The organism is Streptomyces sp. PTY087I2, from assembly GCF_001687325.1.
GTDB lineage: Bacteria > Actinomycetota > Actinomycetes > Streptomycetales > Streptomycetaceae > Streptomyces.
In genome coordinates this window covers 116,373-142,402 of the sequence record NZ_LZRD01000023.1, presented here as the reverse complement: position 1 = coordinate 142,402, position 26,030 = coordinate 116,373, and the positions used below count along the sequence as shown (strand labels likewise).

Annotated in this window: 15 protein-coding genes, 1 tRNA gene and 3 pseudogenes; 11 read left to right on the top strand and 8 right to left on the bottom strand. The window is 69.6% G+C overall.

The window, feature by feature from the left end:
- The first annotated feature begins 11 nt into the window (after positions 1–11).
- The 6 genes and pseudogenes from tmk (at position 12) to A3Q37_RS25170 (ending at position 11,137) form a co-directional block, all read left to right on the top strand.
- The gene (gene tmk / locus A3Q37_RS25190; protein ID WP_065487909.1) at positions 12–3,287 is read left to right on the top strand and encodes a dTMP kinase; all 3,276 of its coding nucleotides are present in this window, start codon (positions 12–14) and stop codon (positions 3,285–3,287) included.
- 167 nt (positions 3,288–3,454) lie between these two features.
- Positions 3,455–4,660, top strand: coding sequence for a DNA polymerase III subunit delta' (locus A3Q37_RS25185; RefSeq protein ID WP_065487908.1), 1,206 nt, complete (start codon positions 3,455–3,457; stop codon positions 4,658–4,660).
- A gap of 140 nt (positions 4,661–4,800) precedes the next feature.
- Positions 4,801–6,330, top strand: coding sequence for an alpha/beta hydrolase (locus tag A3Q37_RS25180; protein WP_065487907.1), 1,530 nt, complete (start codon positions 4,801–4,803; stop codon positions 6,328–6,330).
- Positions 6,331–6,438: 108 nt separating this feature from the next.
- Positions 6,439–6,512, top strand: a tRNA-Thr gene (locus A3Q37_RS25175).
- 1,184 nt (positions 6,513–7,696) lie between these two features.
- The gene (locus tag A3Q37_RS36900; RefSeq protein ID WP_141693610.1) at positions 7,697–8,356 is read left to right on the top strand and encodes an AlpA family transcriptional regulator; all 660 of its coding nucleotides are present in this window, start codon (positions 7,697–7,699) and stop codon (positions 8,354–8,356) included.
- Between the two features lie 701 nt (positions 8,357–9,057).
- Positions 9,058–11,137 (top strand): annotated as a pseudogene (locus tag A3Q37_RS25170) (serine/threonine-protein kinase).
- A gap of 39 nt (positions 11,138–11,176) precedes the next feature.
- On the opposite strand, the gene A3Q37_RS25165 reads toward A3Q37_RS25170, so the two are convergent.
- The 3 genes from A3Q37_RS25165 to A3Q37_RS25155 form a co-directional block, all read right to left on the bottom strand.
- Positions 11,177–12,193, bottom strand: coding sequence for a dihydrouridine synthase (locus tag A3Q37_RS25165; RefSeq protein ID WP_065487906.1), 1,017 nt, complete (start codon positions 12,191–12,193; stop codon positions 11,177–11,179).
- Between the two features lie 113 nt (positions 12,194–12,306).
- Entirely contained in the window at positions 12,307–13,215 is a 909-nt protein-coding gene (locus tag A3Q37_RS25160) for a hypothetical protein (protein ID WP_065487905.1), read from the bottom strand.
- Between the two features lie 101 nt (positions 13,216–13,316).
- Positions 13,317–14,072 (bottom strand): GntR family transcriptional regulator, encoded by a 756-nt coding sequence (locus tag A3Q37_RS25155; protein WP_065487904.1) that lies wholly within the window; start codon positions 14,070–14,072, stop codon positions 13,317–13,319.
- A 115-nt stretch (positions 14,073–14,187) separates the two neighbouring features.
- Between A3Q37_RS25155 and A3Q37_RS25150 the strand changes: the two genes are divergently transcribed.
- Both A3Q37_RS25150 and dapF read left to right on the top strand, forming a co-directional pair.
- Positions 14,188–14,478, top strand: coding sequence for a hypothetical protein (locus A3Q37_RS25150; protein WP_065487903.1), 291 nt, complete (start codon positions 14,188–14,190; stop codon positions 14,476–14,478).
- On the top strand, positions 14,475–15,359 hold the full coding sequence (gene dapF / locus A3Q37_RS25145) for a diaminopimelate epimerase (protein WP_065487902.1): 885 nt from the start codon (positions 14,475–14,477) through the stop codon (positions 15,357–15,359). The genes A3Q37_RS25150 and dapF overlap by 4 nt, the downstream gene beginning before the upstream one ends.
- A 2-nt stretch (positions 15,360–15,361) precedes the next feature.
- Here dapF and A3Q37_RS25140 read toward each other — a convergent pair whose 3' ends face one another.
- From A3Q37_RS25140 to A3Q37_RS25120, 5 genes are all read right to left on the bottom strand, one after another.
- Positions 15,362–16,222, bottom strand: coding sequence for a helix-turn-helix transcriptional regulator (locus tag A3Q37_RS25140; protein ID WP_065487901.1), 861 nt, complete (start codon positions 16,220–16,222; stop codon positions 15,362–15,364).
- A 53-nt stretch (positions 16,223–16,275) separates the two neighbouring features.
- Positions 16,276–16,557 carry a hypothetical protein gene (locus A3Q37_RS25135; protein ID WP_255311939.1) on the bottom strand — a complete coding sequence of 94 codons (282 nt, stop codon included), beginning with the start codon at positions 16,555–16,557 and terminating at the stop codon, positions 16,276–16,278.
- 359 nt (positions 16,558–16,916) lie between these two features.
- A complete protein-coding gene (locus A3Q37_RS25130; protein ID WP_079137981.1) occupies positions 16,917–17,321 on the bottom strand; it encodes a GntR family transcriptional regulator in 405 nt (134 codons plus the stop codon).
- Positions 17,322–17,366: 45 nt separating this feature from the next.
- Positions 17,367–18,362 carry an ABC transporter permease gene (locus tag A3Q37_RS25125; RefSeq protein WP_065487899.1) on the bottom strand — a complete coding sequence of 332 codons (996 nt, stop codon included), beginning with the start codon at positions 18,360–18,362 and terminating at the stop codon, positions 17,367–17,369.
- On the bottom strand, positions 18,359–19,303 hold the full coding sequence (locus A3Q37_RS25120; protein ID WP_065487898.1) for an ABC transporter ATP-binding protein: 945 nt from the start codon (positions 19,301–19,303) through the stop codon (positions 18,359–18,361). The genes A3Q37_RS25125 and A3Q37_RS25120 overlap by 4 nt, the downstream gene beginning before the upstream one ends.
- Positions 19,304–19,960: 657 nt before the next feature.
- Between A3Q37_RS25120 and A3Q37_RS38010 the strand changes: the two are divergent.
- From A3Q37_RS38010 to A3Q37_RS25110, 3 genes and pseudogenes are all read left to right on the top strand, one after another.
- Positions 19,961–23,785 (top strand): annotated as a pseudogene (locus A3Q37_RS38010) (amino acid adenylation domain-containing protein); the annotation flags it as partial.
- Positions 23,786–23,876: 91 nt separating this feature from the next.
- Positions 23,877–24,119 (top strand): annotated as a pseudogene (locus A3Q37_RS38370) (condensation domain-containing protein); the annotation flags it as partial.
- Positions 24,120–24,272: 153 nt separating this feature from the next.
- The gene (locus A3Q37_RS25110; protein ID WP_065487896.1) at positions 24,273–26,015 is read left to right on the top strand and encodes an amino acid adenylation domain-containing protein; all 1,743 of its coding nucleotides are present in this window, start codon (positions 24,273–24,275) and stop codon (positions 26,013–26,015) included.
- The last annotated feature ends 15 nt before the right edge of the window (positions 26,016–26,030 follow it).

The following is a 26,030-nucleotide window of genomic DNA, read 5'->3' as shown; positions in this document are numbered from 1 at the left end:
AGGCTGGGCGGATGACGCGAGCCGAGCAGCCAACGGTCGTGAGCCCCACCTCCGACACACTTGCCGCAGACTCACGCGAGCGCGCCGTACGGGCCCTGTTGCGCATTCCTCCGCTGAAGCGGTTGTGGAGCGCCCAGCTCGTCGGCGGTATCGGCGATGCACTCGCCCTTCTCGTGCTGGTGCTGCTGTCGCTGCAAGCGGCGGTCCTTGAGGGCTCATTCGGCACCGGATACCGCGGGGCGGCCTTCGCCGTCGCCGCCGTCTTCGGTGCCCGGATCCTTTCCACCCTGTTCTTCGGAGCCGTACTCCTGGGACCCCTGACGTCCCTCACGGAGCCCGGCGGAAAGCTGGACCGGCGATGGCTGATGATCGGGGCGGACGGGCTGCGCCTGGCGCTGCTGGTCGTCGCCCCGCTGTGGATCGACTGGACGCCCGACAAGGCGCTCATGATGATCCTCATCACCGTCTTCGTGACCGGTGCCGGTGAGCGCCTGTGGGCCGTGGCCAAGGACGGCGCCGCCCCGGCGCTGCTGCCCGGCCCGCCCCTCGAAGGCGCGGCCGTACGCCCCCTGCCCGACCACCTCGACGCACTGCGCCGGCTGTCGCTGCGGACGAACTTCCTCGCCGTGCCGGCCGCTGCGGTGGTCCTGCTGGCCGCCACGCTGGTCGGCAACCTCCTCGGCTCGGGTCTGGAGTGGTTCTCCTTCCACCAGGCGGCCCTGGGGTCCTACGTCGCGGCGGGGCTCTTCTCCGCCTCCATCTCCACCCTGTACTTCCTGGAGTTCCCCGCCGACCGGACGCCCCGGCCGCGCTCCCCGCTGGAGGGCCTGCGCCGCCCCGCCACCGGCACCGGCCCCGACAAGGGCCGCACCGGCGCCGTCCCGCTGCTGGTCGCGGTCTGCGCCTCCGTCGCCGGAGCCATCGCCGCCGCGGCGGCCGTCACCGTCCTGCACGCCTACGACCTCGGCGGCGGGCCGGCCACCTTCGCGCTGCTGATCCTCGGACTGACCGGCGGCACCGCCCTCGGCATCCGTACCGCACGCCACGTCCTGCCGACCCTGTCGCGCCGCCGTCTGCTGGCGCTGGCCGTCATGGTCATCGGCCTCGCGCTCCTCGCGCTGGGTCTGGTGCCGGACACCGCGACCGGGATCGCCATCGCCCTGCTCGCCGGTTACGCCGCCGGGGTCGCCGCGAACACCGGGCACACCCTGATCGACCAGGAGACCGAGGCGTTCCGGCAGGCCCGGACCACCGAGCACCTCCAGGCCGTCGTCCGGGTGCTCGTCGCCCTCGGCGCGGTCGCGGGACCGCTGCTGGCCGCCGCGATCGGGCGGCACCGCCTGGTCGCCGGTGACTTCGTCTTCGCCCACGGCGGGGCCGCCTTCACCCTGATGCTGCTCGGCGCGCTGCTGCTGCCCGTCGCCGCCTTCGTCCTCGCGAAGACGGACGACCGGGCGGGCGTGCCGCTGCGCCGGGACCTGCGCGAGGCGCTGCGCGGCGACGAACCGGCCGTCGCGCCGGCGGCCACCGGCTTCTTCCTCGCCCTGGAGGGCGGTGACGGAGCGGGCAAGTCCACCCAGGTCGAGGCGCTCGCCGACTGGATCCGGTCCAAGGGCCACGAGGTCGTCGTCACCCGCGAGCCCGGGGCCACCCCCATCGGCAAGCGGCTGCGCTCGATCCTGCTCGACGTGTCCTCCGCCGGTCTCTCCAACCGCGCCGAGGCCCTGCTGTACGCCGCCGACCGCGCCGAGCACGTCGACTCCGTCGTCCGCCCGGCGCTGGAGCGCGGCGCGATCGTCATCTCCGACCGCTACATCGACTCGTCCGTGGCCTACCAGGGCGCGGGCCGGGACCTGGCCCCGACCGAGATCGCCCGGATCTCGCGGTGGGCGACGAGCGGCCTCGTACCGCATCTGACGGTGCTGCTGGACGTCGACCCGGCGACCGCGCGGGAACGGTTCACGGAGGCGCCGGACCGGCTGGAGTCGGAGCCGGCGGAGTTCCACGAGCGGGTACGGTCCGGGTTCCTGACCCTGGCCGCGGCCGACCCGACGCGTTATCTGGTGGTGGACGCCGGCCAGGAGCCGGAGTCGATCACCACGGTCGTACGGCACCGGCTCGACCAGCTCCTTCCGCTCTCCGAGGCCGAGATCGAGGCCATCGAGGAGGCCCGCCGCAAGGCCGAGGAGGAGGCGCGGCGCAAGGCGGAGGAAGAGGCCGCCCGCAAGGCCGAGGAGGAGCGCCTGGAGAAGGAGCGCCAGGAGCAGCTCGCCCGGCTGCGCGCCGAGGAGGAGGAGCGCAAGCAGCGCGAGCTGGAGGAGGCCCGCCGCCGCGAGGCCGAACGCCAGGCGGAGGAGGCCCGGCAGCGCGCCGAGGAGGCCCGCCGCCGCGCCGAGGAGGACCGGCTCCGGCTGGAGGCCGAGGAGCGGGTCCGCGCCGCCGAGCAGGAGCGGCTGCGTCTGAAGGCCGAGGAGGAGGCCCGGCAGCGCCAGGAGGCCGAGGCGCTGCGGCTGGAGAAGCAGCGCAAGGCCGAAGAGGCCCTGCTGCGCGCCGAGGAGGCCCGCCGCCGGGCGGAGGCCGAGGCGGCCGCGCGTACGGAGGCGGCACGGGCCGAGGCCGAGCGGCTGTCGCGTACGTCCGGTACGGAGACGTCCTCGCGCTCCGAGGGCGTGTCGGGGCCGACGGTGCCGGAGAACGAGATCACGGTCCCCACGCCGATCGTGAACCCGAACGAGATCACGCAGCCGGTGCCGGCGGCGCGACCGGAGGATGACGGGCCTTCCGGTTCCGAATCCTCGGGTTCCGGTCGCTCCGGTTCCGGTTCCGGTTCCGGCTCTGGTTCGGGTTCCGGGGACGACGAGACGGCGATGCTGCCGCGCTACACGGACCAGCGGCCGACGGGATCGGCGGGGTCTGCGGGAGCGGCGGGATCTGTGGGATCGGCGGGATCGGCTGGGTCTCGGCAGGACCGGGACGCCGACGAGACCGCCGTGCTGCCGCCGGTGCGGGACGACCGGCCCTCCGACCGGGTGCCCCGGGGCTTCTTCCGGGACGAGAGCCCGGCGCCCTCGCCCGCCGAGAGCGAGAACGAGCGCACCCGGGAACTGCCGCAGGTCGAGGACCCGAACGCTCCGGCCCCGGACCGGCAGAAGCGGGCCCGCAAGCGCCCCCGACCGGACTGGGCGGAGGAGACCCCGCTCGATGATCTGCCGACGCTGGCGGACGAGCTGCTCGGCGGCCAGGACGACGACGGCCGCGGGGGCCGGGGACGCCGCCCGCGCGGCTGACGTACCCGCCCCACCGCTGACGGTGAAGTCCCGGCCCGTCCGTCCCTCCGGGGGCGGGCGGGCCGGACTGTCAGTGGCGTCCTCCACAATGGAGAGCGACCAATGGAGAGCGACGCCGCACCGCGGTTCGCGGGCAGTGCACGACACCACCGGAAGGGCGGTGACCCATGACCGTATGGGACGACCTGGTCGGACAGGACCGGGTGCGGGAACAGCTCGCCGCTGCCGCCCGGGACGCCGATGCGCTGGTCACCGCTGTGTCCGACGGCAAGCCGCTGGACCAGGGCTCGAAGATGACGCACGCCTGGCTGTTCACCGGACCGCCCGGTTCCGGCCGGTCCACGGCGGCCCGGGCGTTCGCCGCCGCGCTCCAGTGCACGAGCCCGGACCGGGCGCTGGGCGGGGCCCCCGGCTGCGGCTTCTGCGACGGCTGCCACACGAGCCTGGTCGGTACGCACGCCGACGTCGAGGTCATCCGCACGGACCTGCTCTCCATCGGTGTGAAGGAGACCCGGGACCTGGTCAGGCGCGCCCAGCTCTCCCCGGCGGTCGGGCGCTGGCAGGTCATCGTCATGGAGGACGCCGACCGCCTCACCGAGGGCGCGGGCAACGTCCTGCTGAAGGCCGTCGAGGAGCCCGCGCCGCGCACGGTCTGGATGCTGTGCGCCCCCTCGCTCGAAGACGTCCTGCCCACGATCCGTTCCCGCTGCCGGCACCTCACCCTGAGCACCCCGCCGGTGGAGGCCGTGGCCGATGTCCTGATCCGCCGCGACGGCGTCGACCCCGAGCGGGCGCACAACGCGGCGCGCGCCACCCAGGGGCACATCGGGCGGGCCCGCCGTCTCGCCACGGACGAGCGGGCGCGGGCGCGGCGGGCGGCGGTGCTGAAGGTTCCGCTGCGGGTCGCCGATGTGGGCGGCTGCCTCAAGGCGGCCCAGGAGCTGATCGACACGGCGACCGACGACGCCAAGCAGCTGGCGGAGGAGGTCGACGCGAAGGAGACCGAGGACCTCAAGGCGGCGCTCGGCGGGGTGGCCGGTGGCCGGATGCCGCGGGGTACGGCGGGGGCGATGAAGGAGCTGGAGGACAAGCAGAAGCGCCGCAAGACGCGTACGCAGCGCGACAGCCTGGACCTGGCGCTGACCGAGCTGACCGGGTTCTACCGGGATGTGCTGGCGCTCCAGCTGGGTTCGAGGCTGGCCATCGCCAATGTCGATGTGCGGGACTCCCTCGACCGGATCGCGGAGTCCTCGACGCCCGCGCAGACCCTGCGCAGGATCGAGTCGGTGATCGCCTGCCGGGAGGCGATGGACCGGAATGTGGCGCCGCTGCTCGCGGTGGAGGCGATGACGATGGCGCTGCGGGCGGGCTGAGGCTCCTGGAGTCTTCGGCCGCGGGGCCGCAGGATTCCGGGCTCAAGGTCCAGGCTCGGGACTCTGCCGGTTCCGGGGCCCTGTTCACCCGAATGAGCAGGGAATCGTACGACTCGTCACCCGGCGGATACGCTCCCTGAATGGATACCAGGCGCCTGCTCCGCACCTTCGCCATCGGGATCGGCACTGCCGGCCTGCTCATCTCCGGCTGTAGCAGCAGCGGCTCCTCGCCGAACGCCTCGGCCACCGGCACCGCGGCCCCCGAGGGGCTGTCGTCGTACTACGCGCAGAAGCTGAGCTGGCGCGACTGCGGGGTGGAGGGGTTCGAGTGCACGACGATGAAGGCGCCGAAGGACTACGACAAGCCGGACGACGGCGACATCGAGCTCGCCGTCTCCCGTAAGAAGGCCACCGGCCCGGGCAAGCGGATCGGCTCCCTCCTGGTGAACCCGGGCGGCCCCGGCGGCTCCGCGATCGGCTATCTCCAGGGGTACGCGGCGCTCGGCTATCCGGCCCAGGTGCGGGCCCGTTACGACATGGTGGCCATCGACCCGCGCGGCGTGGCCCGCAGCGAGCCCGTCGAATGCCTCACGGGCAAGGAGATGGACGCCTTCACGCAGGTCGACCAGACACCGGACGACGACGCGGAGGTCCGGAAGCTCACCGACGCCTTCGAGAAGTTCGCGGAGGGCTGCGAGAAGCGGTCCGGCGAGATCCTCCCGTACGTCTCCACCGTGGACACGGCCCGCGACATGGACGTCCTGCGCGCCCTGCTCGGCGACGAGAAGCTGCACTACGTCGGAGCGTCGTACGGCACGTTCCTGGGCGCCACCTACGCGGACCTCTTCCCGAACCGGGCCGGCCGGCTGGTCCTGGACGGCGCGATGGACCCGTCCCTGAAGGCGATCGACATGAACCGGGACCAGACGGCGGGCTTCGAGGGGGCCTTCCAGTCCTTCGCCGCCGACTGTGTGAAGCAGCCGGACTGCTCGCTCGGCACCACGTCCACCGCCGACGCGGCGACCGCCCTCAAGCAGCTCTTCACGGACCTGGACGCGAAGCCGATCCCGACCGGCGACGACCGCGAGCTGACCGAGTCCCTGGCGACCACCGGGGTGATCGCCGCGATGTACGACGAGGCGGCCTGGCCCCAGCTCCGCGAGGCGCTGGAGGGCGCGCAGCGCAGCGACGGCTCCGGCCTCCTCTCGCTGGCCGACAGCTACTACGAGCGCGAGCCGAACGGGAAGTACGCGAACCTGATGTTCGCCAACGCCGCCGTGAACTGCCTCGACCTGCCGCCCGCCTTCGACGGCCCCGACGCGGTCGAGAAGGCGGTCCCGGACTTCGAGAAGGCCTCCCCGGTCTTCGGCCGCGGCTTCGCCTGGGCCTCCCTGAACTGCGCGTACTGGCCGACCAAGGCCACGGGCACCCCGCACCGCACCGAGGCGAAGGGTGCGGCCCCGATCGTCGTCGTCGGCACCACCCGCGATCCGGCCACTCCGTACAAGTGGTCCGAGGCCCTCGCGGAGCAGCTCTCCTCCGGCACCCTGCTCACCTACGAGGGCGACGGCCACACCGCGTACGGCCGGGGCAGCGACTGCATCGACACGGCGATCAACACGTACCTCCTGGAGGGCACCCCGCCCACCGACGCCAAGAAGTGCACCTGACCCACTCTGACCAGGGCAAACGCCTCCGGGGGTGCCGTGTGCGGAGCACCCCCGGAAACTGTGTAGACTTGGCTCCGCTGCTGATCGCACCATAGTGCGACAGGGCGCGCCGCCTTAGCTCAGTTGGCCAGAGCAACGCACTCGTAATGCGTAGGTCTCGGGTTCGAATCCCGAAGGCGGCTCAGAAGAACCCCAGGTTGCGTAACTCGTGACCTGGGGTTTTCGCTTCCGGGATGGTTTCCCTGGGAACAGGGGGTGCGGTTCGGGAAGCCCCGGGTGTGTTTCTTCAGTCTGGGTCAGCCCTCCGGTGAGGGCGCAGGTTGGAGGAGTGTCTGATGCGGGTGTGAGGAGAGGCGGTGGCTGCCCCGCTCAGCTTCGGTCGGCCTGGACTCGCAGAATTTCCTCACGGTTCTTGCTTCTCATGTACCTGGACCAGGCTGACGCCTTCCGGTGGCCGGGGAGGCTGCGGAATGCCGCAGGAAGCTGTACGCCTCTCATTTCCGCTCTCGCCGCCTTTCGCGGTCGGGCGCTGCGTTCGCTGCGGAGTACCGCTCCGATCGTGGAGCGCTTCAGAGCTCCATGGCTCATGACCGCAACCTCGCGGTGGGAGAGGTTTGCCTTCCGGAGCACCTCTCGAAGGGCGTCCCTGCTCGGGACGGAACCCCCTGTCCGGGCGGTGAGCGCGAGACGGTCGATGAGTCCCGCTTGATGAGCGGCCAACTGGCGACATGAAGGCCCTCTGCCGAGCAGAAAGGCGACGCCGCCTCAACTCGCACGGTGTGGCGAGGCACACCTCCTTCCCGCCCACGTGGCACCCGCCCTCCTCTTGTGCCGCGAGCTATCCGGGTGCTTGCCGGAACCGCGGGATCTGACGTTGACGGCGCCCTAGCTGATATGTGAACCACATGGGGTGAGTACTGAAGTTTCCAACACGATCGGGTGAGGTAGTTCGGATTTTGGGCATTGGGCTTGTTCCTGATCCCTCATAGTTGGTCGCGGAGTGGCTGGCGGAGATCACGGATTGGGGAAGGTCATGCCGGATGTTTTCGACCGGATCGAATGGAAAGTTCGCGATGTTTTCGGGGAGGGTCCAGTTTGTGTGCATGTAGGGAATGTTGAAGAGTGTGAGATCAAGCGGCATCCCACTTACCCCAAGTTTCGCGCTGAGGCGATATCGTCGGGAGTCCGGTCGGCTGCGAGCTCCCGTCTGTGGGAGTCTCTTATTGCCATGGGGAGATTGAGTGATCTCGAGGGTGACGATACGTGGAGGTTAGTGATTCTCGACTGCATAGTTCCCTGTTTCCGGACTACCTCGACGAGGATCTCCCGAGATTTTCGCGTCGATCGTGAAGAGCTCCGATCTGCCATGGTGGCAACTGCATTGGAAGTCTGGGCGGACACTGCAGCAGGTGTTCCGCCACGTCATGTGCGAGATCGAATGGTGAAGGCGGCTTTCGATGTGGCCTGGCAACTCGGAAATTCCAGCCCATCGGAGTACCCGACTGATGACGTCGAAATTTACGACGGCCCAGATATATCTGGGCCGCGCACCAGTTTGAAGGCGGCATCCGTCATTGACTTGAACTTCATGCGTGACGCGGATTTTGTGGAACAGATCAGAGGTGAGCGTTTCGGGGCGCTTTTCGAGAGGTTAGGTCATTTCGATGCCGTGCGATTCTTCCATGAGGAGATTCGTGCTGGCCGCCGTTTGGGTTCGGTCAGTAAGAGCAAAGCTTCGGGGTTGCATCGATACTGGATTTCCAACCCGAATCACTACTATTACGCTTCAGACCTCTATCCCTCGTATATCGGGCTACGAGAAGCTGCAAGCGTGATGGGGATCGCTGAATCTGCCGCACGTCGACTGATCAGTGCTGGTCAGTTTCCTTTCCCGGTAGCGAGGGCGGGTCGGAGTTACAGAGTGTCCGTCAGGGCGCTCATGCATTTCAAGGATATTCCAGACGCCATTGTGTATATTGACGACGTTGAGAATGGCGCTCTTCATGCGCGTGATGATGCAGCGTAACTGTGGTGTAGTCGGCGGAATCGTCCGGGGACTCGGCCAGGCCGGGGTGCGGGTGATCGCGGATGTTCCAGGTGCATCGCGGGCCTCGCGGCGGGGGCTTCCCCTAGGGCCTTTCGTTTGGATCATGTCGGGCTCGCACGGTCTGGTGCGCACTTCCCCAAGCTCTCGGGCTTTGCTCGAGCAGGGGAGACCCCATCGCGTTGCCTCAATCCTCCGCCTTGCAGCTGCACGCGCCGGACCCCGCTCCCCTGATCCGACCTGATTCGAACGAAAGGCCCTGGTCCGGGGGCGCCGACCGGCATCGGAGGGGCGGGGAGCCGCGAGTATCCGGCCGTGCGCCATAGCACCCGCAGCAGCGCCGGGTCCGCCGCGTTGCGGCCCAGGGCCGGCGGAACTCGCGGCCCCTGAGTGCCCGAAGCTGCTGCGCAACGAGCCAGTGCTGCATGGGGAGTTCGGCAGCCAGGGGATGCCAGCTTCTCATGTTTCCTCCGCCTTTCTCCTCCATCTCTCCTCACCGTCGTTCGTCCGCCAGATTTCTCCCTCACTGCCCCGGTCCCGAGTCGTTTCTTCCCGTGGCCAGGCCGGAAAGCGGTATTGCTCATGCTTGTGTGACCGGCCTCCGGCCTATCCTGATCGCGCGCACGGCTTCGGCCGGGCGTCAACGACCGCAGGTAATAAGGCCATCGGGGGATCGGGTCGGCATGAGCGAGGGCGCGGGCAAGGGCAGCCGGGGGTACACGGCGATGGAGGGCATACGGCCGCTCGCGGCCGGTGATCCGGTGCGGATCGGGCCCTATCCGCTGCTGGGCCGGCTCGGGGCGGGCGGGATGGGCCGGGTGTACCTGGCCCGTTCGGCGGGCGGGCGTACCGTTGCCGTGAAGGTGGTGCACGAGGAGCACATCGCGAACGGGGAGTTCCGGGCCCGCTTCCGCCGGGAGATCGAGGCGGCCCGCCGCGTCGGCGGGCGGTACACCGCTCCCGTACTCGATGCCGACGCCGACGCCGAACGGCCGTGGGTGGCCACCGGCTACGTCCCAGGGCCCTCGCTCGAACAGGCCGTACGGGAGCACGGTCCGCTGCCCGCCGCCTCGGTCCACGCCCTGGCCGACGGGCTGTTGAGGGCCCTGCGCGGTATTCACGCCGCCGGGATCGTCCACCGGGACCTTGAAACCGTCCAACGTCCTGCTCACTGTCGACGGCCCCCGTGTCATCGACTTCGGCATCGCCCGCGCGCTCCAGGTCTCCGTGGAGTCCCTGCTGACCAGTACGGGCATGGTCATCGGCTCGCCCGGGTTCATGGCGCCGGAACAGATCCTCGGCGAGGAGACCGGGGCGGGGGCGGATGTCTTCTCCCTCGGCTGTGTCCTGATGTACGCGGCCACCGGGCAGCTGCCGTTCGGTGCCGGTGCGAGCAACCAGCACGCGGTGATGTTCCGGATCGTCCAGTCCCCGCCGGACCTGGACGCGGTGGAGGATGCCTCCCTGCGCGGGATCGTCGAACGCTGTCTGATCAAGAGTGCCGCCGAACGCCCGGGCGTGGACGCGCTGTTGGAGGAGTTGGAGCCCGACCGGTCCCCGGATGCGCTGCGCGGGGCCTGGCTGCCGCCGGTGCTCCTGGCCCGGCTGGCGCAGCAGTCGGCGCTGCTGCTCGACGCGGATGTGCCGGAGCGTGCGGATGTGCCGGAGCCCACGGACGTACCGGAGGGCGTGGACGTACCGGAGAAGGTGGAGTCCGCGGCGGCGGGGAGCGGCGAGGAGCCTGCTTCTCCGGTTGCTCCCGAGCCTCCGGAACCCGAGTCTCGCGACCTCGGTACGGTCGATCTGCGGCCTGCTCCGGGACCGAAACCGGGACCGAAACCGGGACCGAAACCGGGACCGGAACCGGTGACAGGGCCGAGCCCCGAACCGACCGGTGCCGCCGCGGCAGTTCCGGTCGCCGACGGGGCGCGGCGTCGGCAGCGGCGTCGAGCCTGGGTCGTCGCGGCCGTCGTCGTCGCCGTTCTGGCCGCCGGTGGGACCACGGCCTTCCTCAACCGCGACCCCGGCGGTGGCGCGGATGCCCGGGGCGGAGAGTCCGCCGCCCCGCCCGCCGCCAGTGACGGCCCCTCCGGCGACCCGGCCGCCCCCGCCGGAAAGGACGACAAGGGCGAAGACGGGGGCGGCAAGGACGGCTCGAAGGACGACGGGAAGGACAAGGGCAAGGGGGACGAGAAGGACAAGGAACGTACGGAAGAGGGGCAGGACGGAGAGGGCGGCGGCGACCCCGGCAGCGGGAAGGGCGTCGGCAGCGGCGACGGTTCCGCTGCCGGCGGGGGATCGTCCGGGGCCGAGGGGGCCGGCGCCTCCGGCGGTGGAAGTACGCAGGGCGGCTCCGGTTCGTCGGGTTCATCCGGGTCGGGCGGTGCCGCGAAGCCGCCCGCCCCGGATCCCGCCCCCGACGGCCGGGTGCCGCAGCACTTCGTCGGGACCTGGTCCATCGCGTCCCAGTACGACGTCCTCCAGCCGCACACCGTGGTCATCCGGCGGGTGTCGCCCGGGCAGTCGGCGGTGACCCTCATCGCCGACGTACAGGGGTCGGGGCACTGCGAGTACACGGCGAAGCTCAGCTCCGTGGCGGACGGCGGGAACCGGATCAACGTCGGTACCGCCGTGGTGGACAAGGCCCGTTCCGGCCCGATGTGCCGCGACACCGACCCCTCGTTCTTCACCGTCGCAGGGTCCGGCATCCTGCACGACGTCGGGCCCGCCCACGGCAGCGGCTACCGCTACAACCGCGCTTGAGCGGGCCCGGGTTCGCCGCGGGCGGGCCCGGGCGTGTCGTCAGGAGGACGCGGCCCGCGCGAGCGCGTAGCGATGGCGGCGCAGCACCGATGCGGAGCCCAGCACGAGTCCGTCCGGCAGGAAGTGTGGTTCGTCCAGGGTCAGTTCGAAGGCGCGGAGGTAGTTCCAGCGCATTCCCGGATGGGCCGAGTGCGCGTAGTGGTACAGGTCTCCGTAGGGGAGCCAGGTGCCGCGGGCCAGGAGGGCGAGGGCGGGGTTGCGCGGGTAGAGCCGCAGGCATCGCCCCGCTTCCGTCCAGGCCGGCGGACCGCTGCGGGGGTCCGGATCGAACCAGGTGTGTTCGACGAAGAGGCTGAACCAGGCGAGCTGCGGATACAGCAGGAGCCGCGGTACGAGTACGCCGAAGACCACGGCCTGCCAGCCGCCGACCAGTTGGGCTGCGGCCAGGAGGGCCACGACGGCCCCGACCCTGCTCACGGCGCCATGGCCGAGAAGGTTGTCGCGGAGCGTGCGCCCCGTGGTCCTCATGCCTGCCGCGGTCAGCGGGTGCAGCAGCGCCAGCACGAGGCGGCCGGTCCGTATGCCCGGGCGGAGGCCCGCCTGTTCGAGCTCGGCGAGGTTCGGGTCGGCGCCTGTCACGGTGGCGTTGGGGTGGTGCTCGCGTACGTGCCGAATGCGGCGGGCACGGGCCGGTCCCAGGGCCATGGGGTGGTGCACAAACGTTTCAGCAAGGATGTGATTGGCCCGGGACGTGCGGGCCAGGACACCGTGGACCGCGAAGTGGCTGACTTCCTGGAGGTGCCGGAACTGCACGGCGACGCCGAACGCCGCGATCAGCGCGCCGAGAGGGCCTTCGGCGGCCAGCAGCCACCAGCCGAGGATCTGCGTCCACTGCCCGGCGAGCAGCAGTGCGGGGGTCGTGTTGTTCGCCCGGGACCGCTGGTGGGCGAGGAGTTCGCCCGCACTCGCGGCGCGCGGTCGGTCTGTGGCGAACCAGGCGCGGTCCACTTGGCGGAGGACCACGCCCGACGCGAGAACACTCAGTGCCAGCAGCATGGTGAGGAACCCCGAGGCAGACGCGGGGCGGGAGAGTCCCGCCCAGGACGTCACTCACCGTATAGCTGGTGCACCAGCTTGCGGGGCGGTTGGCCGATCGGAGCCGATCGCGATCAGAAGCTGTCCAGAACCGCATCCACCCTGTCCTGAACCCACTGGTCCGTGCCGAGCATGGGGCGGACGGCCGCCTCGTACTTCTCCAGTCGCCGTGGTCCCGCACCGGACCCCTGACCCCAGACGGACTCGAACCGCCGGATCCAGCGCCCGACGCCTTTGAAGTAGACGCTGGAGCGCCCACGGCGGTAGGCCGAGTCCCCCTGTTCCTCCTCCACGAGTACGGCGGCCGAGGCGAACACGATGAAGTCCACGGCCTCTTCCGCGCGCAGCCGGTCCCGTACGGCGATGCCGCAGATGACGCCGAGATCGCGGTGACGGTCGATCAGTTCGAGGAGACTGGTGGCGTACCCCTCCTCGACCAGATCGTCCCGGTAGGCGATGAACAGCCGGCGGATCTCCCCGCCGCCCTCGATGAAGCGGCGGTTGGCGGCGAGGTATTCGTGCCGTTGGGTGAGCAGCGAGGGGTTGGTCGTCAGGTCCGCCGCGAGGATGCGGCGGGGAGCGGACGCGGATGTGGTGAGCGTGTCGACCAGGAGGACCGACAGCTGCGGGACCTCGCTCGCGTAGACGCGCATGTGGCCGTCCGCGATATCGCTGTAGTCCGAGACGAGTTCGTTCTCCAGGTGGTTGCGGATCAGGCCGTAGTAGCGGGCGTCGTCCATGTGCTTGAGGTTGTTCACCCGGCGCAGGGTGATGTGCGCCTTGCGCAGCCAGAGAAGCGTTGCCGTCAGGGCGATGACGATCACCGTTTCGGCGATCATCAAAGCGTTCCTGACCTCGGCCCGCTCACTGACCCAGGCGGCGACCGGGACGACGACGCCGGCCAGGCCCACGAGTGAGCTGAGGACCGGCGACAGGAGCACCTCGGTCGCGCGGGACACCGGGTCACGGCGTTGTTCGGTCATGCGGAGACTCCCCCCGGAGGGCGGCCCCGCCCCGGTTCCGGTACGCGTCGCGTGCCTGACGGCACGTGTACCCGTGGGGTGCGGGGCCCGCCCGTGCTGTGTCAGGTCAACTGGATCTGGATTTCGTACGCGATCTCCCAGTGCTCCGCCGGGACCACGATGTCGGCGGTCTCCACGGGGCGGCCGTCGGTGTCGTAGTGCGTGCGCTGGATGCAGGTCGCCTGGGCGCCGGTGGCGATGCCCAGCAGCTCGGCCTGGGGCCGGTCGACCCGGACCGGGTGGATGCGCTCCACGGCACGGGTCACGGTGATCCCGATGTGGGACATGCGGGCCACGACGCCCTGACCGGCCAGCGGCCCGCCCTCCGGCAGGACCACCACCGTCTTCCCGGTCAGCGCCATCGGCTCCCAGCTCGTGGTGAGCATGACCGGTCGCCGGTCGGGCGCCAGGAACTCGTAGGCGGTGCGGACGCACAGCTCGCCGTCGGTCAGCCGGAGGCGCCGGGCCACCGGCGCGGGCGGCGGCACCCGGGCCGCGCTCTCCGCCTCCCAGGTCCCCTCGAATCCGTGCGGGGCGATGCCGGCGCGGCTCTGGCTGATGAGGCTGCGCAGCATGATCCGGCGTTCCTGCCGGAGCCGTACGTACGTGCCCGAACCGGCGCGGCCCTCCAGACTGCCCTCGGCCACCAGCAGCTCCAGGGCGCGCCGGACCACGTTCTCCCCGACGCCGAACTCCAGGGCCAGGGCTGAGCGGGAGGGCAGCCGGTGACCGGTGGGCCAGAGGCCGCGGTCGATCCGGTCCCGCAGGGCGGCGGCCACACGCTGGTACGGGTGCGCCGCTGCTGCCCCGTCAGTCATACCTCTCCTCGCGGCAGGGCCAACGTGTACGGATTGACAAGCTAACGTGCGGGTCACAAGCTGGTTAACCAGAATCTCTCTGTGTGATCGAACTCGGGCCGAAGCGGTGGCAGCCATGAGGGACAGGGGCGAGAGCGCGCTCATACGGAGCGCGGTCAGCCGGCTCACGGCGCTGACGGGCAATCCGCCGGAGGTCGTGGACGAGCCCGACGCGGTCCGCATCGAAACCGATGTCACCGGGGTGCGGGGCGCGTCCTGGGACCGGCTGCTCTCCGTCCTGGAAAGCGGTGGCACCTACGGACTGCGCACGACGCCGACCCGGACGACCGCCTGGCTGCGCGTCCCCCGCGGCACCGGTCCGCGGCCCGGACCCGCTCCCGTCCACGGCACGGATCCGCGGACGTGACCGGACCCTCCTGGACTTTCGCCAAGGGCCACGGAGCGGGCAACGACTTCCTGCTGCTGCCCGACCCAGGTGGTGAACTCGATCTGTCCGCGGACGAGACCGTGCGGCTGTGCGACCGCCGTGCGGGCCTCGGGGCCGACGGCGTCCTGAGGGCCGTCCGCTGTTCCGCCGAGCCGGAGGCCGCGGCGATGCGTGCCGAGGCCGCCTGGTTCATGGACTACCGCAACGCCGACGGGAGCCGGGGCGGCATGTGCGGCAACGGTCTGCGCGTCCTGGGCCGCTACCTCGTGGACACCGGCCGCGTGCCCGCCGGGCGGTTCGCCGTGGCGACCCGTGCCGGTGTCCGTGAGGTGGATGTTCCGGCCGATCCCCGGGTCCCGGTCGCCGTGCTGATGGGCACGCCGATACTGCCGGGTCTGGGGGCCGGACGGTCCGGGCCGGGGCGCGACGCCAAGACCGTCAGGGTCGCGCTCGGCGACCACGACTGGCCGGCGGTCCAGGTCGACATGGGCAATCCGCATGCGGTCGCGTTCGTCCCCGACCTGGCGGCCCTGGGAGATCTGCGCTCAGCGCCGCGGGTCGAGCCGGCCGGTGCCTATCCGCACGGGGTCACGGTCGAGTTCGTCGTATCCCATGGTGCCGGACACCTCCAATTGCGGGTTCACGAAAGGGGGGTGGGGGAGACACCCGCCTGCGGTACGGGCGCGTGTGCCGCTGTGGCGGCGTACCGTGCCGTCGAGGGCGGTTCGGGCCCCGGCCGGTATCGGGTGGACTCCCCGGGCGGCAGCCTGGGGGTGGCGGTGCGCTCCGACGGGACGATGGAGCTGGCCGGATCTGCGGTGATCGTCGCCCATGGCCGTTTCGGGCCCGTACGTCACTGAAGTCAACCGCCGGCGGTGTCCTTGAGCGCTGTCGCGATGAGGGAACGCGCCTCCCTTCCGAAGACGGCCAGCTCGGAAAGCTCATTGAACGCCTGCTCGTACAGGCGGACTTCGTGTTCCGTGGTGAAGGTCATGTAGGCGGCGACCAGTTCCACGTTCACCATCCTGCGGTCGAATATCCAGAAGTCCTCGACGGGCCACATCAGGTCCCGGGTCACGGTGTCGCTGTTCTCGGGGATGACGCCGAGTTCGATGTTCGGAAGCGTGCTGATATCCACGAGCCGGGCCATCTGGCGGACGGCTATGTCCGGGCCGCCGATGCGGTTCCACAGTACGCATTCCTCGATGACGATCCGGAAGGTGCGGCGGCTGTCGTGAAGGAGCTCCTGTTTGCGCATACGGGCGTCGACCGCGGCGTCCACGTCGTCGACGGCGAGTGAACGGCGGACCTTGATCGACGTGAGGACGGTGCGGGTGTACTCGCGGGTCTGGAGCGGGCCGGGGATCAGGGAGTGGGAGTACGCGTGGAACTCGGTGGTGTTCTCCCAGACGGGCAGCACCTTGTTCTGGGCGCTCCGGAGCCCGGGGACCTCCATATGGCGCCACTGGACGTACATGTCCTTGATTCCCGCGGCAGCGGAAATCAGGTCGTCGGCCTGGTCGGCGGCGTGACAGAGGCGGGCCCAGAGCCGGATGTCCGCCTCGGACGGCATGGTCTTCCCATTTTCGATCTTGCTGCACTTGGATTCGTGCCATCCGGCCAGGGCGGCCAGCTCGCGAGCGCTGATTCCGCGTCGGCGGCGCAGGGCCCGAAGCTGACTGCCCAGCGCCTTCTTCGCCTGATCGATGCTCACCATTGCCATGGGATCAGTGTGGTGGCCGCCGACCCGGTTGGCCAGCGGCCGACCGGAGCGCGCTACGGCTGGCCGGGGCCCGGTTCCCCGCTGTCCGCCGGTGCCCCTCCGCAGAGGCACTGCCCCGCTTCGCGCCTGGATGCGGGCTGCGGAAAGAGGGCGAGCAGGCGTTCGGGAAACTCGATGACCGTCTCGTGCTCGGGGACGACGATTCCCGAGAGGCGTTCCGTATCGAGGACCTTCCACGACTGGAAGAGATACGTTCCCGAACTGTCGTCGTAATAGAGGGTCGGACTGCCGTTGTTGGGGCTTTCCGGGTCTTTGCACAGCAAGCGAAGTGCCATGAGTTCCTCCCGCTGGCGTGGATTTCGGCGACGTGACGCTGATGAGCTTGCTTCGCCCGGGCTTGCCCCGCCATCGACTTGCCTCTGTTTGCCGCACCTTTTCGGTGATCCCGATGTGTGTGCCCGAACGTGCTCGCTCTTCGTCGCGAATGCCGGGAAGGCGGGAAGCAGGCATGTCTTACGGAAAAGAGGTGGCTTGCGGCGTATTGCGCGTGAAGCGTGACCTTCGGCAGCGTGGCCGCCACCTGTCCGCGTGCGATGCCGCAACCCGAAGGGCTGTCACGAACGCATGGTCCGTGACAGCCCTTCGGATCTGTCTCTGTTCGTCGGCTGCCCGTCGGTTGCCCGTCCGCTGTCCGTCAGTCCGGCGCCTCACCCGGGTACGCGCTCTCGAACGCCGAGTGGAACAGCGCCGTGACGTCCTGCCCGGTGAGCCCCTCGGCGCGGGCCCGGTCCAGCCAGTCGGCGAGGGCGGCGCGCAGCGGGGAGTCGGGGCCGGACTGGGGCTGGGCGAGGGTGCGGGTGATGAACGTGCCCGCCCCCTGGCGTACCTCGGCGAGGCCCATGCGCTCCAGTTCGCGGTAGGCCTTGAGGGTCGTGTTGGGGTTGACCTTGGTAGTCGCGGCGACCTGGGCCGCGGTGGGCAGCCGGTCGCCCTCCTCCAGCGCGCCCATGCGCAGCGCCTGCTCGACCTGCCGGACGATCTGGAGATAGGTCGCCACTCCACTGCGCCGGTCGATGCGGAACACGACCACGGACTTCACCTTCCGCTCGATTGCCGACACTTTGCGTAGGGGAGGGCGCGGGGATCACAGCGGGCGGCGCGAGGTCCACCAGAGGGTGAACGCCGTGAGCAGGATCGTTCCGGCGAGCAGGATGCCCGCCGCGGTCCACTGCATCGTCGCCATCTGGCCGAAATCGAGGTACTCGATCACGTCGTTGACGATGCCGTGCTCCTTGATGCACGCGTTCTGCGCCTTCTCCGTCGCCTCGGCGCAGGTGCCCCAGCCGTACAGCGTCCCGTCCGCGCTGCCGACCCAGCGGTCCAGCTCGCGCGCGTCGTTGAAGCGGGCCGGAAGTTCGGTGTCCATCGGGTACGTGAACATCTTCGGGGAGCCGAGCCGTACGCGGATCTCGTCCCAGACGAACATGGTGGTGACCGCCGTGAAGAGGAACGCGCCCACCATGGCCGGGAGCATCCGGCGGACCAGGGCGCCGATGGTGATGCCGGCGGCGGTGAGGAAGAGAAGGAAGGCGGGCAGGACGGGGCCGGTGTTGTCGAAGATGACGCCGTCGAGCCACTCGCTGAGGAAGAGGGAACGGTGCGGCCGCCACCACCAGGTGAACAGCGCCGAGAGCACCAGGCCGGAGACCAGCGCGAGGCCGTAGGCCAGGCCCAGCTTGGCGATCAGCCACTGGCGGCGGGTCACGGACTGGGTGGTGACGAGCTGCGCGGTGCCGCTCTCCTGGTCGCCCGCGATCAGCGGGGCGCCGACGAAGACGGCGAGGATCAGCGGCAGGCCGTTGATGATGCTGGTGATGTAGTTGTAGCCGCGGTTGTTGTCCATCGGCCGGCCGGGGTCCTTCTCCGGCCAGCCCTTGGCGTCGAGCAGCTGCACCAGCTCGTGGCGCTCGTACGCGATCCAGAGCGCGGTGAGCAGAGTGAGGCCGAGGACACAGGCGAGTGCGACCCGGTGCTGGCGGACGACGAGCCAGGGAAGACCGCGCAACAGGCGTCGCCCGGACCCGAGTTCGGAGGACTTCCCGGGCTTCCGGGGCTTCTCGGTGAGGGTGGTGCTGCTCATGCTGTCTGGGTCCCTTCGGCATCGACGCGGGCGCCCTGGGTGTAGAGCGGGGGCGCGTCCGGGGAGCGGAGGTGGGCGAGGAGGACTTCCTCCAGCGAGGGTTCGGCCCGCTCCCAGTCGGCCGGGAGCGGGCCGCCGGGACGGATCATCGCCTGGAACTGCCGCCCCTGTACGCGGGATTCGACGACGGTGTGACCGGCGAGTTCGGCCGGCAGCGAGCCGTCCCGGGACACCCCGGTGACCAGGGTGTGGGCCGGCACCAGCGCGTCCGCGTCACCGGCCATGCGGATCCGGCCCTCGGAGACGACCAGCAGGTAGTCGCACATGTCCTCCAGCTCGGTCAGCATGTGCGAGGACATCACCACCGTGGTGCCGCGCTCGACGGCCTCCGCCATCAGCAGGGTGCTCATCTCGTCCCGCGCCAGCGGGTCGAGGTCCGACATCGGCTCGTCCAGGAGCAGCAGCTCGGGCCGCTTGCCGAAGGCGAGCGCGAAGGCCACCCGGGTGCGCTGCCCGCCGGAGAGCGTGCCCACTTTCGCGTCCGCCGGCACGTTGCCCGCGCGGACGATCCGCTCCGCGGCGGCCGCGTCCCAGCCCGGGTTCAGCTCGGCGCCCATCCGCAGCGTCTCCGCCACGGTGAACCGCTTGAACAGCGGCTTGTCCTGGCCGAGGAACGCGACCTGGGGCAGCACGGCGAGGTCGTCGACCGGCACGCCGAAGACGCGCAGCTCGCCGGCGGTCGGCTGCACCTGCCGGGTCGCCAGCCCGAGCAGGGTGCTCTTACCGGCCCCGTTCGGCCCGACCAGCCCGCAGATGCGGCCGGCCGGAATCCGGAAGGAGCAGTCACGCAGCGCCCAGCCGCGCCGGTACCGCTTGCCCAGCCCACGCGCCTCCAGCGCCCAGCTGCCGGACGTCGCGTTCGGGGTGCTCGTGTCTGCCACGCGCCTCACCTCGGTTCCGTGATCCGTGATCCATCATGCGATTCCATGAATCAATTAATGGAATCATGGAGTCGCGAGGGAATGACTGTCAAGCTCCGCGGGCCGGGGGAGCCCGGGGTGGGCCGGGGTGGGCCGGGGCGGGCCGGCTGCGCCGGTGCTCGTGACGCCCTCCCCCCCAGGTGCCGGTCGATGGCGATGAAGGTGATCGGCCAGGACGGTTCATGACGGTGCCGATTCCGGCCACCGGATCTCTCTTTCACCCCTCCGAGAAGCAGGCAAAGCTGTGATCACCGGGGGTTGACCCCCAGGAAATGGCCGACAGTGGCGACTCTTCGACGCTGATGTCCGTACGTCGACGAGGGCAGGGACGGGAAGGGGAGTGATCGTGAATATCGGAACGCTTGTTCATAGGGGCGTGACGCGTAGTCCGGGCAACTCTTTGCCAGGTTCAGCCGAGCCGGTCGGCGGATCGACAGGACGACTATCAGGTCGCAGGCAACCGTCCTGACCTCGAACTTCCCCGGTTGGCCCCATGAGGCCCTCTCGGTGGCAGCAGTTCCGATTTCACGCCGAGCTTCCCCTCTTTCCCGCCCGGCGCCTCTCTCCGCGCAACTGGCGCCATTCCTCCGGCGCTCCTGAATCTGAATCGGTGATGACATGACGCTTTCCATGGAATTCTTCGTACCCGCTGATGTGCTCGCCCAGCAGCTGGAATTCTGGAAAAAGAGCCTGGCCGGGGTGCAACCACTCGAGTTTCCGACGGACCGGCCCCGGCCACTCAGCCGTCCCGGTATCACCGACGCGGTCGGCTTCACCGTTCCTGCCGCCACGGCGGAGGGCTTGCGCAAGCTCGCCTCGGCGCAGGACGCCTCTGTGTTCGCGGCGGGGCTCGCGGGCCTTCAGGCTCTGCTTTCCCGTTGGTCGCGGCAGGACGACATCGTGGTCGGCACCCCCATCGACGCGGGTGCGGGCGATGTGTTTCCCAACATCCTGGTGATGCGGGCGGACCTTTCCGCCGACCCGTCCTTCTCCGCTCTCCTTGATCAGGTTCACGCCACGGCGCGGTGCGCCTGTGAGCACCAGGCCCTGCCGTTCGGTCGGATCGTGGAGGAGATCGCACCCGATACCGATCTCTCCCGCAACCCCCTTTTCCAGGTCATGTTCGAGCTGTGCGAGGACGAGCGGCATACGGGTGTGGCCGTGACGCCGGAGGCCGAGGCGTGCGACATCTCCTTGGTTCTGAGGCCCTCCGAGGACGGCGGCTTCGCCGGCACGCTCGCCTACGCGGCAGAGCTGTTCGACCGGGCGACGGTCGAGCGCCTCACGGGCCACTACGTCAACCTGCTGGCGGCGGCCGTCGCTGCCCCCGCCCGACCGGTCGGCCGCCTCGGCATTCTCGGTGCCGAGGAGCGGGAGCGACTCCTGATCGGCTTCAACGACACCGTGGTTCCGTACCGGGACGACGCCACCGTCCACGAACTCTTCGAGCAGCAGGCTGTCCGGAGCCCCGACGCGGTGGCCGTGACGTTCGGTGTGGAGGAACTGTCGTACGCGGAGCTCGATGTCCGTGCCAACCAGCTCGCGCATCACCTCATCGCTCAGGGTGTCGAGGCCGGTGACCTGGTAGCGGTGTGTGTGGACCGCGGTATCGACATGATCGTGGCGCTGCTCGGTGTGATGAAGGCCGGCGGCGCGTACGTTCCGGTGGACCCCGACTACCCCGCCGCCCGTATCGAGTTCATGCTCACGGACACCCGGGCACCGCTGGTCATCACACAGTCGCATCTGGCGGACCGGCTCCCCGCCACCGCCCCCCAGCTGCTCATCGACACCGACCGGAGCACCATCGCCACCCGGCCCGGCACCGCCCCGGAGCCCCGGAGCGGCCCCCGGGACCTCGCGCACATCATCTACACCTCCGGATCCACCGGCACCCCCAAGGGCGTCATGATCCAGCACCGGTCGGTCTGCCGACTGGTCGACAACAACCGGTTCGCGGACATCACCCCCACCGACGTCGTCGCCCAGGCGGCCAACTTCTCCTTCGACGCCTTCACCCTGGAATGCTGGAGCGCCCTCACGGCAGGCGCCTCGCTCGCGGTCCTCGCCAAGGACGTCGTGCTCGATCCCGAGCGGCTGCGCGAGCAGATCCGGGAGCGGTCGATTTCCACGATGTTCCTGACGGCCCCTCTGCTCAACCAGCACGTCACCGACTGCCCGGACCTCGTGGCCGGGATGAAGACGGTGATGTACGGCGGTGACGCGGTCGAGCGGTCCGTCGCGGACACCCTCGTCGCCGGCCCGTACGCCCCGCAGAATCTCGTCAATCTCTACGGCCCGACCGAGACCACCGTTCTGGCGACCTACTTCGTCGTCGGTCCCGACGGCCCACAGATCACCACCATGCCCATCGGCCGCCCGGTCGCCAACACCGAGGTGTTCGTGATGGACAGGTCGGGCGGCCTCGCGCCCATCGGCGTCCCCGGCGAGCTGTGGGTCGGCGGCCCGGGCGTCGCTCAGGGCTATTGGGACCGGCCCGAGCTGACCGCCGACCGTTTCGTCTCCCACCCGTTCAGTGACGGCCCCGCGAGTTCCGAGGAGCGGGTCTACCGCACGGGCGACCTCGTCCGGTGGCTTCCTGACGGCAACATCGAGTTCCTCGGCCGGATCGACCAGCAGGTCAAGATCCGCGGCTTGCGCATCGAACTCGGCGAGATCGAAGCCGCTCTCGCGGCCCACGAGGACATCGCTTCGACCGTCGTGGTCGTCCGCGAGGACACCCCCGGCGACAAGAGCCTCGTCGCCTACTGCGCCCCCGCCGCCGGTCACGAACCGACCGTCGCCGACCTGCGGGAACGACTGCGCACGCGGCTGCCCGACTACATGGTCCCCAACTGGTTCGTCCTCCTCGACGCCCTGCCGCTCGCTCCGAACGGCAAGGTCGACCGCAGGGCCCTCCCTGCCCCTGAAGTGCCCCGCCAGATCGCCGAAGGCGGCTTCACCGCCCCGCGCACCGAGACCGAACGCATCGTCGCGGACATCTGGCGCGAGGTCCTCGGCCTCGACCAGGTGAGTGTCCACGACGACTTCCACCAGCTCGGCGGGCACTCCCTGCACGCGTTCCGGATCGCCTCACGTGTCGCGAAGCGGCTCGACGTCGAGATGACCGTCCGCGAGATCTTCAACGCCCCGACGGTCGCGCTGCTGACCGAGGTCCTTACCACCGGCGACAGCGGGCTCGCGGTGCCGCTGGTCCCGCGTCAGAACGGAACGGACGTTCTGCCGCTGTCGTTCGCCCAGCGGCGCCTGTGGTTCCTGGACCAGCTGGAGCCGGGAAGCGCCGAGTACGTCGTCCCCATCGGCTTCGAGGTCGACGGTCCCCTTGACGTGACCGCCCTGGAGATCGCCTTCTCCGGTCTCGTCGAGCGCCACGAGGTCCTGCGCACCCGCTTCGTCACCGACGAGCAGGGCGAACCCTTCCAGACCGTCGATACCCCGTGGCGGGTCGCAGCCGAGCTCATCGACCTCTCCTCCGGCACCGCGGAGACGGGGGACAAGGAGGGGGTCGCACGGCGCGTGCTCGACGCGAAGGCCGGCGAGGTCTTCGATCTCACCAGCGGCCGACTCCTCCGCGCCACCGTGATCCGGCTCGCGGCCGACCGGCATCTGTTGATGATCACGATCCATCACATCGTGGCGGACGGCTGGTCCGTCTCCGTTCTCACCGATGAATTGCGTGAGCTGTACACGGCGGCGGTTGAGTCCCGTATGCCGCAGCTTGACGAACTCTCCATTCAGTACGGGGATTTCGCGCTGTGGCAGCATCAGTGGCTGACCCCGGAGCGGGAGGGGCGTCAGCTGTCGTACTGGCGCGAGAACCTTGCGGGCGTCGAGGCGCTGGAGCTGCCCACGGACCGGCCCCGCCCCCTGGTCCGCTCCGGTGCCGGCGCCTCCTTGACCTTCGCCATCGACGCCGGGTGTGCCCAGGGCCTGCGCGCGCTCGCCACCCAACGGAACGCTTCATTGTTCATGGCGGGTCTTGCGGCGTTCCAGGTCTTGTTGTCGCGTTGGTCGCGCCAGGATGACATCACGGTCGGTACGCCTATTGCGGGGCGTAATCGTGCTGAGGTGGAGAATCTGGTCGGGTTCTTCGTCAATACCTTGGTCATGCGGGCCGATCTGACGGCCAATCCCACCTTCGTGGATCTTCTGGGCCAGGTCCGGGAGACTGCTCTGGGTGCTTACGCTCACCAGGATCTGCCGTTCGAGCGGATCGTCGAGGAGCTGGCCCCCGAACGGGATCTCTCCCGCAATGCTCTCTTCCAGGTCATGTTCGCTCTCCAGAACGTTCCCGACAGCACCTGGACCCTTCCCGGACTCACCCTCGACACCATCGAAGTCGCGGCTCAGACATCGAAGTTCGACCTCACTCTCTTTCTCACCGAGCAGACGGACGGCACCATCGAGGCCGAAATCGTCTACTCCACCGAGCTCNCAGGATCTGCCGTTCGAGCGGATCGTCGAGGAGCTGGCCCCCGAACGGGATCTCTCCCGCAATGCTCTCTTCCAGGTCATGTTCGCTCTCCAGAACGTTCCCGACAGCACCTGGACCCTTCCCGGACTCACCCTCGACACCATCGAAGTCGCGGCTCAGACATCGAAGTTCGACCTCACTCTCTTTCTCACCGAGCAGACGGACGGCACCATCGAGGCCGAAATCGTCTACTCCACCGAGCTCTTCGACCGGGAGACGATCGAACGCCTCGCCGACAACTACCTCAACCTGCTTACGGCGGTGCTCGCTCACCCGGGCCGCCCGGTTGGTCGGCTGGACATCCTCTCCGGGAGCGAGCGGGAACAGCTGCTCACCAGCGCCGATGTGGTGGAGTACGAGGGCGGGACGACGCTCCAGGCACTGGTGGAGGAGCAGGTAGCCCGCACACCCGGCGCTCCCGCTGTCAGGTTCGGTGTGGAGGAACTGTCGTACGCGGAGCTCGATGTCCGTGCCAACCAGCTCGCGCATCACCTCATCGCTCAGGGTGTCGAGGCCGGTGACCTGGTAGCGGTGTGTGTGGACCGCGGTATCGACATGATTGTGGCGCTGCTCGGTGTGATGAAGGCCGGCGGCGCGTATGTTCCGGTGGATCCCGACTACCCGGCCGCCCGTATCGAGTTCATGCTCAGGGACACCCGGGCACCGCTGGTCGTCACGCAGTCCCACCTGGCCGGCCGACTTCCGGAGACCGCCTCCCAGGTTCTTCTCGACGCCGACCGGAGCATCATCGCCACCCGGCCGGAGACGAACCCCGCGCCGCGGAGCGGCCCCGACGATCTCGCGTACATCATCTACACCTCCGGATCCACCGGCACCCCCAAGGGCGTCATGATCCAGCACCGGTCGATGAGCAACAGGCTCCAGGAGATGCGGAATCGGTACGGGATCACGGCCGAGGACCGAGTCCTGCAGTTCGCCTCGGTGACCTTCGACGCCGCGGCGGAGCAGATCTTCCCGGCCCTGATGTCCGGCGCACGGCTGGTCATGCGGGGTATTGAGAAGTGGAGCCCCACGTCCCTCATCGGCACGATCACCTCCGAGGGCGTAACGGTCGGCGAGCTGACCCCTGCCCTGTGGGAGCAGGTCGTTCCCCACCTTGGCGGCTCGCGGTCGCTGCCACCGCACTTCCGGCTGTTGGTCCTGGGCGGCGAGCAGGTACCCGCCGCGGTCGTACGTGAGTGGTTCCAGCACACGTCCGTACCGATCTACAACACGTACGGTCCGACCGAGACGACGATCACCGCCACGTCGAGCCTGATCACCCGGCCGCGCGACGTCATCCTCATCGGCTCGCCGGTCGCGAACACCGAGGTGTTCGTGATGGACCGTTTCGGCGGCCTCGCGCCGGTCGGTGTTCCCGGTGAGCTGTGGATCGGCGGTGAGGGCGTCGCCCGCGGCTACTGGGAGCGGCCCGAGCTGACCTCCGAGCGTTTCGTCCCGCACCCGTTCGACGACGGCCCCGGGGCCTCCGACGAGCGGGTCTACCGCACAGGCGACCTGGTGCGCTGGCTGCCCGAAGGGAACCTGGAGTTCCTCGGCCGGATCGACCAGCAGGTCAAGATCCGCGGACTGCGCATCGAACTCGGCGAGATCGAAGCCGCTCTTGCCGCCCAGGAGGACATTGCGTCGACCGTCGTGGTCGTCCGCGAGGACACCCCGGGGGACAAGCGCCTCGTCGGCTACTGCGTCCCCGCCGCGGGCCGCGAGCCGACCGCCGCCGGCCTGCGGGACCGGTTGCGCGACAGCCTGCCGGACTACATGATCCCGAACTGGTTCGTGCTGCTCGAGGCCCTGCCGCTGACCCCGAACGGCAAGGTCGACCGCAAGGCGCTGCCACAGCCCGAGGGCGACCGCCCCGACACGGACACCGACTTCGTGGCACCCCGCACCGAGGTGGAACGCATCATCGCCGGGATCTGGAGCGAGGTCCTGGGCCTCGACCGCATCGGCGTCCACGACAACTTCTTCCACATCGGCGGGCACTCGCTCCTCGCCACCCGTGTGATCAACCAGATCGACCTGCTCGCCGGACTGGAAGTCAGCCTCCGGCAGTTCTTCCTCGCGCCCACCGTTGCGGACATCAGCGCGCATGTCCTCGAACTGCTCGCGGTCGAAGACGCCGCCTCCGCTCCCGCCGGCACCTCGACTTCTCTCTGACCAGGTAAGGAAAGA

Bases quoted from the DNA above. Each gene is read 5' to 3' on its own strand.
- A3Q37_RS25180 (WP_065487907.1), top strand. From the start codon at position 4,801: ATGGATACCAGGCGCCTGCTCCGCACCTTCGCCATCGGGATCGGCACT.
- A3Q37_RS25165 (WP_065487906.1), bottom strand. From the start codon at position 12,193: ATGCTGCTGGCACTGAGTGTTCTCGCGTCGGGCGTGGTCCTCCGCCAA.
- A3Q37_RS25135 (WP_255311939.1), bottom strand. From the start codon at position 16,557: ATGGCACTTCGCTTGCTGTGCAAAGACCCGGAAAGCCCCAACAACGGC.
- A3Q37_RS25150 (WP_065487903.1), top strand. From the start codon at position 14,188: ATGAGGGACAGGGGCGAGAGCGCGCTCATACGGAGCGCGGTCAGCCGG.
- A3Q37_RS25160 (WP_065487905.1), bottom strand. From the start codon at position 13,215: ATGACCGAACAACGCCGTGACCCGGTGTCCCGCGCGACCGAGGTGCTC.
- A3Q37_RS25140 (WP_065487901.1), bottom strand. From the start codon at position 16,222: ATGGCAATGGTGAGCATCGATCAGGCGAAGAAGGCGCTGGGCAGTCAG.
- tmk (WP_065487909.1), top strand. From the start codon at position 12: ATGACGCGAGCCGAGCAGCCAACGGTCGTGAGCCCCACCTCCGACACA.
- A3Q37_RS36900 (WP_141693610.1), top strand. From the start codon at position 7,697: ATGGTGGCAACTGCATTGGAAGTCTGGGCGGACACTGCAGCAGGTGTT.
- A3Q37_RS25155 (WP_065487904.1), bottom strand. From the start codon at position 14,072: ATGACTGACGGGGCAGCAGCGGCGCACCCGTACCAGCGTGTGGCCGCC.
- A3Q37_RS25185 (WP_065487908.1), top strand. From the start codon at position 3,455: ATGACCGTATGGGACGACCTGGTCGGACAGGACCGGGTGCGGGAACAG.
- A3Q37_RS25125 (WP_065487899.1), bottom strand. From the start codon at position 18,362: ATGAGCAGCACCACCCTCACCGAGAAGCCCCGGAAGCCCGGGAAGTCC.